General features: G+C 33.7%; 15 protein-coding genes. 12 read left to right on the top strand and 3 right to left on the bottom strand.

Going from position 1 to position 12,000, the window contains the following annotated elements:
* Position 1: 1 nt before the first annotated feature.
* Together ABW636_RS06340 and ABW636_RS06335 are read right to left on the bottom strand one after the other, a co-directional pair.
* Positions 2-316 (bottom strand): hypothetical protein, encoded by a 315-nt coding sequence (locus tag ABW636_RS06340; RefSeq protein ID WP_367589117.1) that lies wholly within the window; start codon positions 314-316, stop codon positions 2-4.
* Positions 317-319: 3 nt separating this feature from the next.
* Complete coding sequence (locus tag ABW636_RS06335; protein WP_367589116.1) at positions 320-661, bottom strand: helix-turn-helix domain-containing protein; 342 nt, start codon at positions 659-661, stop codon at positions 320-322.
* A 147-nt stretch (positions 662-808) separates the two neighbouring features.
* On the opposite strand from ABW636_RS06335, the gene ABW636_RS06330 reads away from it, so the two are divergent.
* The 7 genes from ABW636_RS06330 (at position 809) to ABW636_RS06300 (ending at position 8,073) form a co-directional block, all read left to right on the top strand.
* A complete protein-coding gene (locus ABW636_RS06330; RefSeq protein ID WP_367589115.1) occupies positions 809-1,006 on the top strand; it encodes a SymE family type I addiction module toxin in 198 nt (65 codons plus the stop codon).
* On the top strand, positions 987-3,491 hold the full coding sequence (locus ABW636_RS06325; protein ID WP_367589114.1) for a CHC2 zinc finger domain-containing protein: 2,505 nt from the start codon (positions 987-989) through the stop codon (positions 3,489-3,491). Before ABW636_RS06330 ends, ABW636_RS06325 begins: the two co-directional genes overlap by 20 nt.
* A 97-nt stretch (positions 3,492-3,588) precedes the next feature.
* Positions 3,589-4,458, top strand: a complete 870-nt coding sequence (locus ABW636_RS06320; RefSeq protein WP_367589113.1) for a tyrosine-type recombinase/integrase — start codon at positions 3,589-3,591, stop codon at positions 4,456-4,458.
* A complete protein-coding gene (locus tag ABW636_RS06315; RefSeq protein WP_367589112.1) occupies positions 4,445-5,329 on the top strand; it encodes a site-specific integrase in 885 nt (294 codons plus the stop codon). Before ABW636_RS06320 ends, ABW636_RS06315 begins: the two co-directional genes overlap by 14 nt.
* Positions 5,330-5,437: 108 nt before the next feature.
* On the top strand, positions 5,438-5,956 hold the full coding sequence (locus ABW636_RS06310; protein ID WP_367589111.1) for an ORF6N domain-containing protein: 519 nt from the start codon (positions 5,438-5,440) through the stop codon (positions 5,954-5,956).
* 798 nt (positions 5,957-6,754) lie between these two features.
* Positions 6,755-7,657 (top strand): hypothetical protein, encoded by a 903-nt coding sequence (locus ABW636_RS06305; protein ID WP_367589110.1) that lies wholly within the window; start codon positions 6,755-6,757, stop codon positions 7,655-7,657.
* On the top strand, positions 7,654-8,073 hold the full coding sequence (locus ABW636_RS06300; RefSeq protein ID WP_367589109.1) for a hypothetical protein: 420 nt from the start codon (positions 7,654-7,656) through the stop codon (positions 8,071-8,073). The genes ABW636_RS06305 and ABW636_RS06300 overlap by 4 nt, the downstream gene beginning before the upstream one ends.
* On the opposite strand, the gene ABW636_RS06295 is transcribed toward ABW636_RS06300, so the two are convergent.
* Complete coding sequence (locus ABW636_RS06295) at positions 8,057-8,650, bottom strand: DUF4291 domain-containing protein (protein WP_367589108.1); 594 nt, start codon at positions 8,648-8,650, stop codon at positions 8,057-8,059. The two genes, ABW636_RS06300 and ABW636_RS06295, sit on opposite strands and share 17 nt — an antisense overlap.
* 174 nt (positions 8,651-8,824) lie before the next feature.
* Between ABW636_RS06295 and ABW636_RS06290 the strand changes: the two genes are divergently transcribed.
* The 5 genes from ABW636_RS06290 (at position 8,825) to ABW636_RS06270 (ending at position 11,971) form a co-directional block, all read left to right on the top strand.
* On the top strand, positions 8,825-9,025 hold the full coding sequence (locus ABW636_RS06290; protein WP_367589107.1) for a hypothetical protein: 201 nt from the start codon (positions 8,825-8,827) through the stop codon (positions 9,023-9,025).
* A gap of 80 nt (positions 9,026-9,105) precedes the next feature.
* Complete coding sequence (locus ABW636_RS06285; RefSeq protein WP_367589106.1) at positions 9,106-9,294, top strand: hypothetical protein; 189 nt, start codon at positions 9,106-9,108, stop codon at positions 9,292-9,294.
* A gap of 5 nt (positions 9,295-9,299) precedes the next feature.
* The gene (locus tag ABW636_RS06280) at positions 9,300-9,557 is read left to right on the top strand and encodes a hypothetical protein (RefSeq protein ID WP_367589105.1); all 258 of its coding nucleotides are present in this window, start codon (positions 9,300-9,302) and stop codon (positions 9,555-9,557) included.
* Positions 9,532-10,071 (top strand): hypothetical protein, encoded by a 540-nt coding sequence (locus tag ABW636_RS06275; RefSeq protein WP_367589104.1) that lies wholly within the window; start codon positions 9,532-9,534, stop codon positions 10,069-10,071. Before ABW636_RS06280 ends, ABW636_RS06275 begins: the two co-directional genes overlap by 26 nt.
* 223 nt (positions 10,072-10,294) lie before the next feature.
* Positions 10,295-11,971 (top strand): hypothetical protein, encoded by a 1,677-nt coding sequence (locus ABW636_RS06270; RefSeq protein ID WP_367589103.1) that lies wholly within the window; start codon positions 10,295-10,297, stop codon positions 11,969-11,971.
* The last annotated feature ends 29 nt before the right edge of the window (positions 11,972-12,000 follow it).

Genomic DNA, 12,000 nt, shown 5'->3' with positions numbered 1-12,000 from the left:
ATCATAAGAAGCTTCGAGCGTCTTGGATAAATGACTCTAGATTTTGATCTGGAAATCTTTTTGCAAGGCGTTCGAGGCAATCTATAAATTTATTAGATTTTAATCTTTCTGAAAGATCTTCAAATACTTCACTCATCCAACTTGCAGTTTCTTTATCACACTCTTCTAAAAATTTAATTGTACTAATTTCATCAGCAGCCATAAAATCCGAAATCTCTTCCCAATATTTATAAGTTCTAAGGTCATCATTTGGATGAAAGCTTTTTCTTTCTTCAATTAGCTGTCCAACTCTTGATTTAAATGAATTATAATCCATAGTTCAGGTGTATGCTTTTCTAGCTTTAGAATCTCTCAAAAAAGTATCGATAATAGTAAACAGAGTTTGTTTGGTATCAGTATCCAAGTTCTCAATATCCTCTAATCTTCTAATGGTGTCTTTATCATAGGAAGCATGTTGCCCTTTACCCAAAAGATAGTCAACAGATACTTCGAAAATATCCGCTAGCTTAAAAGCTACCTCTACAGAAGGTAAGTTATCATTACGCTCATATTTACCAATCATATCTCTAGAAGCTTCAATCTCCTTTGCTAGGTCTGATTGAGACCATCCTTTTTGCTTCCTAAGGGTTGTTATCCGATCTCCAATGTTTAATAAATTCATCTAAAACACAATATTAAATGCTGATTTAAACAAAAATAGTGAGTTTAAATCAACAAAAAAAGAAAATGTCATTTTGATATTTAAGAAACAAGTCCTACATTTGTTGCAGATGTTACACAGAAAACTTTTTTTAAAATAATTTTAAGTATGTCCAAAAAAACAAATCGTCACTTACGCATTAGCGGTAAACATCGCTCTCCAAATTATAAAGCTGTTCCCGAATTGAGATTATCAGGAAATTGGTTTAAGCAATTAGGTTTTGATATTGGTAAAACCGTACGAATAACAACTAGAGAGCAGCTACTAATCATAGAACCGATTGCAGATGGAGATAACAGAGATTAAGCAGCAGTTATCAATAGTAGCAGTTTTAGAACACTACAATATCAAGATAGGTAAAAACAAGCAATGCTTGTGTCCGTTCCATGATGATAAAACACCCAGTTTAAAAATATATCCCGAAACGAATACCTATCATTGTTTTGGGTGTGGTGCTACTGGAGATGTGATCCAATTTATAGAAGATCATGAGAAGATTACCAAGCATAAAGCCATTATAAAAGCCAAGGGGTTGATAGACGTAATTGGACATACGGTTGCCCCCGTAAAGCCTTCCCAACCCAAAACTGCCAAAGTTTACGGGAAGGCTTTTAAAAAATTACAACAATCCCTACACCGTAGTAAAAGAGCTATAGCATACTTACAAGAACGAAATATCTACGATACTAAACTAGAAATCGGCTATAAGCCAAAAGGGACTACTGCAGAAATCAAAGGGATGAACAATTGCATTGTTTTTCCCTTAAAAGATGCAGAAAATAATATTGTAAGTCTCTATGGCAGAAGCCTAACCAAAGGACACTACTATTTAGAAAACCGACAAGGTTTATATCCACAATATCCTACTACAGCTACTAAAACCCTTATTTTAACTGAATCTGTGATTGATGCCACTACGTTACTCAAATACACCGATTATGAAGTACTAGCTTTATATGGAGTAAACGGACTTACTAGTGAGCACAGCGAGGCGCTGAGCCAATTACCTTCATTGAAGGAATTAATATTTTTCCTAGATGGTGATACAGCTGGTCGCAATGCAACAGATAAATATGCCAAACAATTACACGAAATAGTACCCAAAGTAACAATCAGTAAGGTAGACACTCCCGATGATGAAGATGTAAACAGCTTAACTATCAGTCACGAACCTGAAATCCTAAACCACCTAATCGAAAATAGAGAAGTCATTTTTTTAGTCGATAGTATCGACACACAAAAAGTGAATACTCTAAAACTAGACGTTACTAATCCCGATTACCTAACTCTAGTAAATGGAGTTCTAAAAATTACCGTACTGGGCGGTATCAATCTACTAGTAGCAGATAAGCTCAAAGTAACCCTACGCATAGAAAGAACCGATAAACAAAATCCACTCTATCACATACGACAAAGTAATCTAGACTTATATAACGATGAACAATTAGAAAAGTTCATTAGAAAAGTAGCCGAACGATTGGAATTAGGCACACGAGAAGTACAGCATACTTTATACACACTTATCAATGAACTAGAAAAGTACCGCTTACATCATATGCAAGTCAATGCCCCAGAAGTAGTGAGTACAAGGACGCTAAGCGCCATTAGAAAAGAGAAAGCCATCAACTTTTTAAAGTCTCAAAATCTATTACAAAGAACTAACGATCTGATTGGTAAAAGTGGCGTAATCGGAGAAGAAAATAACCGCTTGTTAATGTATTTAGTGTTTACCTCAAGATTACGAGAACAGCCCTTGCATATCATTAGTTTAGGTGCTAGTGGCACAGGAAAGACGTATCTACAAGAAAAGATCAGTCAATTAATCCCTGAGGAGCATAAACTAGAAATCACAGCCTTATCCGAGAATGCCCTGTACTATTTTGATAGAACCGAATTAAAGAACAAATTAGTCCTCATTGAAGACTTAGACGGCGCACAAGATGATAAAATACTGTATGCTATCCGAGAATTAATGAGTAAAAAAAGTATCAGTAAAACCATCCCAATCAAAGACGCTAAAGGCAATCTAAAAACCATTACCCTCAAAGTAGAAGGGCCAATAACCTTAGCAGGAACAACTACCAAAGAAAAGATATACGAGGACAATGCCAATCGTAGTTTACTGATTTACTTGGACAACAGCAAGGAACATAAAAAGGCGATTATGACCTACCAGCGGAGAGCCTCCGCAGGCGAAATAAATCATACCGAAGAAAAGAATACAGTAGAATTTTTAAAGGATGTACAATCTATGCTAGAAAAAGTCAAAGTTCGTAATCCCTATGCTACCAAACTCAATATCCCCGAAACCGTTTTTAAACCGCTTAGAACCAATACACATTACCTATCTTTTATAGAAACCGTAACCTTCTATAACCAATACCAGAGAGAACGGAAAAAAGATAGCCAGTCCGGCTCGGACTTTATAGAAACTACTTTAGAAGATATTGCAGCTGCTAATAGTTTACTTAAAGATGTATTGTTAGCAAAGAGTGATGAACTGACCAAAGGCTGTCGAGATTTTTTAGAACGTCTCAAGACACATTTACAACAACAAAATAAGCAAACCTTTTACAGTAGCGAAATCCGTAAATCCTTTAGAATGAGTCCCAACAATGTAAAATATTACCTAGCCAATCTTAGTAAATATCATTTAGTACGGGTTATCGGAGGACATCCTAGAAAGCAAGGCTATGAATACGAAATCATAGATACGGACGACTATAACCACCTAAAAGATAGTATCAATGCCTTAGATACTGTATTACAAACGTTAAAAATAGCTGGATAGTGGGTAACGGTAGATAATAGGTGGGTAACAGGGTCAGTTACCGAGTAAAATAACTATTAATCAATATATTAACCAACTAGATAAGTAAAACTCCAAAATGCACAAGACCCCTCTAGAAATAGAAAATAAATTAAAGAGCTTTAAATTATGGTTACTCAGATTAGGCTATGCAGAAAGTACTACTGAAAGCTATACGAAATTACTGAACAATTTTTTTACATATCTAAAAGGAGAAGCTCCAACCCAAGAGCATATCATAGATTTTAATGCCTACTTACACCAAACTAAGATCAGTAGAACCTATATCCAAGCTCATATTACTGCTATTAAAAGATACAGTACCTATTTAGAAAAAACACAAGGCGAAAAACTCATGATTGGTGAAATCATAATCGATAGAGCTTTACAGACAGAACGAACCATATTTACCTCTGCAGAAATACAACAGCTTTTTGAAGTTACAGACCATACTCCAAAAGGGGTGTTTGATAAAGCTTTACTCAGTATCTACTATGGCTGTGGATTACGTAGTAAAGAAGGGATATACCTAAAACCAAAAGACATCGATTATAGCAAAGGATTAGTGTATGTACAACCTTCTAAAAACTACAAAAGTCGATATGTTCCTATATCGCAGCGACTTGCTGTAGACTTACATGAATATGAACTATATGCCAGGGAAATCATTAATCCTGATAGTCCGTATCTCTTACCAGGAATTTTAGGAGACAAAACCAACGGAGCATATCTAAATAAGCGCTTGAAACTATTGTTAGAAAAAGCCGCTATACCAAAGAAAGCTACGCTTCATAGCCTGCGTCATAGCATTGCTACGCATTTATTACAGCAAGGTATGGAACTGGAGGCTATCAGTCAATTTTTAGGACATCGTAGCTTAGAGGCTACCGAAGTCTATGTAAGAATGAACCACGAACTTTTTATTTTAAATGAAGATGGAAAACTTTAGAAAGCAACTTATCAAAAAAGGCTATACCGATAAAACGATCAAGGATTTTTTAATGCGTATTAGGCTTTTTGATCGTTGGTTAACAAACAATAGTTTAACCTATAAAACCTTTACCTATCATAAATTACTGGAATATATAGGGGCGTTACAAGAGCAAGGGAAATCAAAAAACAGTATCAATAACACCCTTAGAACCTTAGAGTATTACTACAACTACCTAAAACTGCCCAATATTGCTTTAAACGTACGTCAACGAGGTGTACAAGTAGAACAACCCTTATTGCTTACAGAAGAGGAACTAAGTGCTATTTACACTAACTACCAAGAACCTTTAGAAAAGGGCTACTTCCGCTATACCAATAGATTACTATTAAGTTTAATGATTCACCAAGCTATCGATAAACCAGAACTCTATCGACTAGAATTAAAGGATATCAACTTAGAAAAAGGTACGATCTATATAGCTGCAGGGAGTAGAAGAAAGAATAGTAGAATCGTAAATTTACAAGCGCATCAGATCATTCCTTTGCATAAATACATTACCAAGCATAGAGCAATCAATCATTCTTTACAAACAGGAAATCCCAAAGAAAGTACGAAGTTGTTTAGTCCTAACTGTGATAAAGAACATCGATTAAACGACCAGTTAAAAATCTTGATTAAAACCATTAAAGACCAGAATCCACAGATCAATATCCTACGATTATCACAGCTTAAACAATCTAGAATAGGAATATGGATAGGACAATACGGACTCAGAAAAGCACAATATTTAAGTGGTTACAAAGCTATTAATGCGGTAGAACGCTATAAAGGAATGGATATGCAAGATTTAACCCTGCAAATAGAAAAGTTCCATCCGTTACAGTAAAGTCAAATCTTGAAGTCACAAGTTGTGATATCAAGTTTTATATAATAAATCTTTAAGGTCACAATGTTAGAAATTAAAATGTATTTTTACACCTTCAAAAAATAAAAAATGAGTCAGGAAAATATCATCCCCGAAGAAGTTATTGCCAATAAAATATATGAAATACGAGGAGAGAAAGTAATGCTATCTTCTGATTTAGCCGAACTTTATGGGGTAGAAACTAAAGTTTTAAACCAACAAGTTAAACGAAATATCAATCGTTTTCCTGAAAGATATATGTTTAAATTAACTAGCGAAGAATACAAATCTTTAAGGTCACATTTTGTGACCTTAAAGAGGGGGCAACACTCTAAATATCCTCCATATGCTTTTACAGAACACGGGATCTTAATGCTATCGAGCATACTTAGAAGTACACAGGCAGAAAAAATAAACATCGTCATTATAGATACTTTTGTTAAAATTAGAAAGTTACTGTCTTTAGACAAAGATGTATTATTAAAGTTGAACGAGATAGAAGATCGGATTGCCACTCAGGATCAACAAATCCTAACTATGTTTGATTATTTAAAAAAGTTCATCAAAGAAGAAAGCAAACCAAAAAATAAAATCGGCTTCAAGAAATAGCCAAGTGATACGCCTTCGGCGAGTGATTTATTAGCATAGGCTACTCCCTTTGGTCGAGTGCCTATTAGCTATCAAAGGAGTTCCTTCGTCACGCCGCAAGCTATTTTTTGTTATTCCACAAGTGCTGAAAATAGCACTTGTTCCATACCACTCCAACTTCCTCACCTTTGGTCGTCAGTTTACGTTACAAATAAATAGCCTTACTCTGTTCCTCTATCACCCGTAGCTACTCTTGTGCTTAACAACCATGAATGAACGCTTCGCTATGAGTTATTTAAGCACAACCGCTACTACATTGGCTCCGCCGCTTAGTCGCAGCCTACTGCGCTGTTTTTTTGAAGTAGTTATTTTTTGTTCAATTGAAAAAAAAACAGCTTGTGGCGTGTCCTTCCGCTATCGCTCCCAGTCCACGTCGGCTGCTCCTCTACGCTTCGGCTCCGCCTTTATGGGCGTGCAACGCAGCTTTACTCAATCGCCGTTGGGCTATGATTATTATTAAAGTTGAAGCTCAGTTGTTACTGTCTTTGCGCTCTTCAACTTCAATAATAATCATTACTTACTCTTGCTGAAAAGCTATTTTAAAAGGTAACGGAAGCTGTTGGCTATACGCGGATGAGTTCCGTTAGCTTTTAAAATACTAGCCTTAATGGCGATTGAATGACCCCACAACGCTTGGGAACAGCTCTACGACACGATTATATGAGCATAATATTGTAATATCTTCCTCAAAAATAGCTCGTTAGAAGTCAAATTTTAAATATTAGCAACAGTTGCGCGCCTATTTTACATAGTTGTATTATGGGGCGCGGATGTGGCGGTTGGCGTGTGGAAGTACCCATAATGCCCAATTATGTAAAGATAGGTTTGGCGATGCGGCTGGCTTTAGAAGCAGGATTTTTAATTATCTTTAGCATCGTGAAGCAGCTTTTTAACATACTCATTGTACTGGTACTAACGGTTTTTAGTACACAAAGTTTAGTTGCCAATGATGTTTTTGTTTTAACTGAAAAATCTTACGCAAGCGTAAAGGACATCAATAACGCGGGGGATGATTTGTTGACAGGGGTAAAAAATACTCTAAAATTATCTGATTCACAATGGGCTAAGTTTGAACTTAAATTTAAGAACAATACCGAATTCCTAGGTAAGATCAAGAATAATCCAAGTTATATTAAGGCTATCCAAAGAATTGAGGAAGGTGGAGTTGATTTAATTAGTCATCAAAATTACACAAGGTATATTGAGAAAATGGCTAGGTATCAAGACGAAATTGTAGCAGGAGGAGAAGGTGTTGTTAAATATTATCGTGTTCAAACTTCTCACCCATTGTCTAAATACTTAAGTGTTGATGGTAGTGAATTAAAGTTTCATAAAGAAACTGATTTAAATATTAGTATATCTAATAAGCTACACGCAGAGGAATATGCTGCTAAAAAATTTGCTAAAGAGCCTGATGGAGGTTTCGTAGAGATTATAGAGTTTGAGGTTCCAAAATCAATAGATTTAGAAATAAAAAAAGCTGCTATTCCTCAAGATAAATATAAAAACAGTTTACTTAACTCTGGTAAAACAGCTCCAAAAATAGTCGACCCTACAACAAAAGGGAATCCTTTTGAATTACCACTTAAATGGAGAAATAAAATTAAAGATAATTATATAAGCGGTTCAGCAAAAACAATCAGTAAACAATATAAAAAATGATGAAATTAAATTTATCTAATAATAATTTAAATGGTATTGTCGCCTTTGTGAAGTATAAAGATGAATCTTTTTATTGTATTGCTGAAGTTGAGTATTGGTTGATGGATTCTTGGTCTTCTTATCTTGAGGATGAAAAAGATTTCGATTTTTATTTTGATTTTATAAGACAGTTTAGAGTTAATTATAGAGAGTTATGTTTTTCTTTTCCTGATGTTTTAAAGCTAGGAGATGAGTTTGATATTGTTTATTCTAAACCTCTTTTGTATATAGATTTTGAGAAAAAGTTGTTTGTTTCGTATTATTATGAACAAGATTTGGAGGAGAAAGTTGTTGATGGATGGATGGGTAAATACTCTGAAGTTTATAATTTAATTCCTGAAGAATATAGATACTGGGAGCTTAAAGAGAATACATAATATTTTCTTTAAAGGTATTAGGCAAAGGATAAATATTTTCAAGAGGGAGTAATTGTTTTGCTTCCTCTATTTTGTTATTTAAAACTAGGGAATGAATATGCTTAGATTTGTCAGAAATATCTTCAATAGACACAATCCAATCATTTACATATTTTTCTACGGCTATGCCTGTAAGACCAACTTGTATAGAGCGGTAGTCTAGCTTATTTAAAAAAATATCTTTTTCAGGATCCCATTGTATACGTACAGGAGAGTTGTGTAAGGCTTCTTTCCATGTTTCTTGGGTAATATGAATATCTTTGATAAAATGAGATAAGCAAGCATTTTTTAACGCCCATTCCCAACCTTCACGTTTTACCTTAATGGCTAATATATGTTCTTGTCCTTCTTTTTGCGTCCATCCACAACGGTACATCATCCAAAGGAAACTGGGTTTAATCCAGGTCATTCTTTCCATTTTAAATGGAGGTACAAATTTTTGATTTTTTACAGCAGGAATTGCAATTGCAGATCGATAGGCTTGGTAAACAGTTATAGTATCTTGATCGTAAACAGCACGTATGATTCTTTCTTTCATTAAATTAAATATATTTTCAAATAAGTCATTGGAGCCTCCTGATTTTATACTCTTTTTCAACAGTTAAAAAATGCGCTAAAAAAACAGTGTATTACTTTTCGAATATAATAGATTATATTGATACAATCTAATTAACCTTGATGATAGGAGAAAAAAACGTGTTACTAAGATAAATTGGATGATGCTAACAAAGAGGCTGAAAAATATAAAAATGAGGTGGCAAATTTATTAAAGAAAGCTATTTATGAAATATATAGAGAGGGTCGAGAAGTTTTAGAAGCAAATGCAAATAAAGCTTCAGAAATAATAGATAATCAAAGACTTGTTGAAGAAGATGTTTTTTTGTTGTTGATAATGAATTTATCGAAGAGGTAAATACAACTGATGTTAGTCAGGTACAAATAGAACTGAATGAAACCGAGCTCGAATTAGGAATTTATTTGTTTGCCAAAGTTTTGAATGAGTCTGATGCCGAAAGCGATACCTTTAAAAATTTTTTAGAAAAAATAAAAGATCAGGAGGTTGATTTCTTAATAGAAATGAAAGAAATGATTGACTCAAATCGAGATGAGAAAGAAATAATTGATTTTCTGATCGAAAAATTAGTAACGATGTTTATCGAAATATTAATTGAAAATATTTAAGAAAAATGTATAGTATTAGAAATTGGTTCTCTTTAATTCTTTGCTTAGTAGGGATTTATATGTTTGTGTGTTTTGATGATTTTGCTTTAGATAAAGAATATGTAAATGATGCTATTGGTACCAAAAGCAGAGCAATACGGTCTTTACTTTATACCATAACTCAAAATAAATTTGGGTATTGGATAGTTAGGTTTATTCCTCTTTTGGTAGGGTTGGGTTTTGGTAAAAGTTTTGTCGATGAAATTAGAAATGAGAAAAAGTAGTGCTATGAATAAATTTATACTATCATTAGTAGTAGTATGCTTTTTTAAAGTAAGTTATGCTCTTGAAGAGAAGAATTCTGTGGGGTCAAGAAACAGAGCTATCTTGATTAAAAATACAATAGAACAGTTGGATTATTTGGTAAAGCATAATAGCAAAGAACATGCTAAGACGCTTAAAAAAAGTGACCAATGGTACATATACATTGCAGGAGGAACTTTAGACTCATTAAAATACTATATGGATAAAACCAATGGTAAAGAAACAAGAGTAGAGTTTCTTAATAATTTAAATAAAAGTCTTATAGAGCTTAATGCAGAAAGTTCTACGGCAGTATATGTAGCATTTACAGATTATGAACATAAGATTCTAACCCCAGTTTTTCCACCAGACAGAAATACATTAACAAAACGAGAAGCCTATGTTAATGAACTTATCAATAAAAAGAAGTTTGATGAACTTATTGAAAATGAACTGAATACATACCTTACATTTTCAGAAGCTTTTAGAGACTAAATCAAAGAAGTCTATAATGGTTCAAAAATAAGTACAGAAGTAGATAAACCTAATATATTAATGCCTTTTACAAATTATTCCATTAGAGATATAGTTCAGAAAAAAGGACCAGAGTTAACGTATCGAAAAAAAGAAAGGATTTGCATATACCCTTTATACTCCAAAACTAGAAGAAAGTTTGCATAGGGGCAAGTTTAAAACAATCTATAATAGCATAGACAAGATGGTTCCTGGTTTTGGGGTGTCTAAATCAGAACAAAAGATTGCCAAGGTTGTTCAATCTATTTATGTATACTTTCATGGAGATTTTGATTATAAAGAGTGTGAGGAGTTATTGGCAGAATATAGGAACGAACCTATAATGATAGCGTTCCCCGAATTTAGAGAACATGCAGAAAGAAACCCATGTATTCTTAAGAATATCATTCTTTGGGGAGAAGACATCGAAAAGTCAGAATGGATGATTATGACCGAAAAACTCATTGTAATACCGTTGTATGCGACTTTGGCAATCCCGGCAGGATTTGTTGCAGGGGCAGCAGCGCTAAGAGAGATAGGTAAAGAAAAAGCAAGAGCAAGAGATATCTCGATAGCAGTAGCTACCAATGTAGCCATACAGACATCGATGAATTATTATTTTGGAGGTAAAGAAATTACTTCGATAAAAGATAATCAACAAAGATGGAAAAAGGCATTACAAGCGGTAGATAAAATAGAGGTGTCAAAAGAGGTTCTTGATGCGGTGGTTAATTTAAATACAAGACAAAAAATACTCATAGCATGTTTAGAAAGTGGGGTTAAAATAGAAGGTGTTAATTGGGATAATATAGATATTTCTAATGCAAAAATGACAGTAGACTTTCAAGGGTGTGTGGTTAATGTTCTTAAATATGTATTTATAGATGGGCCAACAGATAAAGCATTGGGTTATATTTTTAAAAGATTGTCTACACTAATAAAAAATGATCCCAAAGAATTTGTACGAGCATGGAGAGAGTTATTAAATGATTTTGGTCCTACACTTAAGAAAGATTTTAAAGAAGGTATTAAAGAATACAAAGAAGATGTGTTTACCGCTTTAGGACTTTCTAAAACCATTGATAAAAATGTTGCAGCCTATATAAAATCAATGTTTAAAGTAGAAGAAGATCTAGGAGAAGCTATAGAAGACTATGTTAAGGATGCCGGAGGAGAAGTTACAGAGGGTATAACAAATACAATAAAAGATATTGCGATCGATACCGATACAAAAATTAAAAATTCTTCTACAGGAAATGTTAGCAAAAATGTTACTAGACAAGGTGCAAATATATCAATAGAGGTCACGCTTAAATCAGGAAAAAATATTACCATAAAAGCACCATTATTAGAAGAAATAAATGAAGGAGGTAAAAATGTATACCGTATTGTATTCGAGAATAATAAAAAATCCCTAAATGATATTTCTGGTTCTTTAACGGGTAATAGAAAAGAAGTAGTAGAGGCGATAAATAAAGGTAACATTAGTGCTATTGCAGCAAAAGGAGGAAATGCCAATAAGTATTTTGGTCTTGATAAAAACGAATCTATTGATATCGTTGATGTAGATGTAAGAACATTAGATGCCAATGGAAACGTATTGATTAAGAGTGTTATAGATGGAAGCGACAATATAGTTGGTAGCATGGCAAAAAGATTAAAAGAGTTTTCTGATCTTCAGGAAAAAGTGCTTAAATTGCCTAATCAAGGGAAAGATTTTCTTGATGATTTTGCCAACGCATCAAATGAGGTTATAGATGAGATAGGGGCTAACCCCGATTTGGTCGATGTTTGGTCCAAAATGAAGAATGAAGGAATCGCTTTTAATTTAAGAACAAACCCAAAAGTGCTTAAGAAAACCAAGAAATTTGATTGTAAGTGATGATAAGAATTTTAAAAAAATATATAATC

Origin of the sequence: Aquimarina discodermiae (assembly GCF_040786235.1) — a bacterium.
GTDB lineage: Bacteria > Bacteroidota > Bacteroidia > Flavobacteriales > Flavobacteriaceae > Aquimarina.
This window is presented reverse-complemented; position numbering and strand designations above follow the sequence as displayed.

Excerpts from the sequence above, each read along its gene's own strand:
- ABW636_RS06280 (WP_367589105.1), top strand. The coding sequence starts at position 9,300 with ATGTATAGTATTAGAAATTGGTTCTCTTTAATTCTTTGCTTAGTAGGG.
- ABW636_RS06310 (WP_367589111.1), top strand. The coding sequence starts at position 5,438 with ATGAGTCAGGAAAATATCATCCCCGAAGAAGTTATTGCCAATAAAATA.
- ABW636_RS06325 (WP_367589114.1), top strand. The coding sequence starts at position 987 with ATGGAGATAACAGAGATTAAGCAGCAGTTATCAATAGTAGCAGTTTTA.
- ABW636_RS06275 (WP_367589104.1), top strand. The coding sequence starts at position 9,532 with ATGAAATTAGAAATGAGAAAAAGTAGTGCTATGAATAAATTTATACTA.
- ABW636_RS06335 (WP_367589116.1), bottom strand. The coding sequence starts at position 661 with ATGAATTTATTAAACATTGGAGATCGGATAACAACCCTTAGGAAGCAA.
- ABW636_RS06330 (WP_367589115.1), top strand. The coding sequence starts at position 809 with ATGTCCAAAAAAACAAATCGTCACTTACGCATTAGCGGTAAACATCGC.
- ABW636_RS06315 (WP_367589112.1), top strand. The coding sequence starts at position 4,445 with ATGGAAAACTTTAGAAAGCAACTTATCAAAAAAGGCTATACCGATAAA.
- ABW636_RS06340 (WP_367589117.1), bottom strand. The coding sequence starts at position 316 with ATGGATTATAATTCATTTAAATCAAGAGTTGGACAGCTAATTGAAGAA.
- ABW636_RS06320 (WP_367589113.1), top strand. The coding sequence starts at position 3,589 with ATGCACAAGACCCCTCTAGAAATAGAAAATAAATTAAAGAGCTTTAAA.
- ABW636_RS06300 (WP_367589109.1), top strand. The coding sequence starts at position 7,654 with ATGATGAAATTAAATTTATCTAATAATAATTTAAATGGTATTGTCGCC.
- ABW636_RS06305 (WP_367589110.1), top strand. The coding sequence starts at position 6,755 with ATGGGGCGCGGATGTGGCGGTTGGCGTGTGGAAGTACCCATAATGCCC.
- ABW636_RS06270 (WP_367589103.1), top strand. The coding sequence starts at position 10,295 with ATGGTTCCTGGTTTTGGGGTGTCTAAATCAGAACAAAAGATTGCCAAG.
- ABW636_RS06295 (WP_367589108.1), bottom strand. The coding sequence starts at position 8,650 with ATGAAAGAAAGAATCATACGTGCTGTTTACGATCAAGATACTATAACT.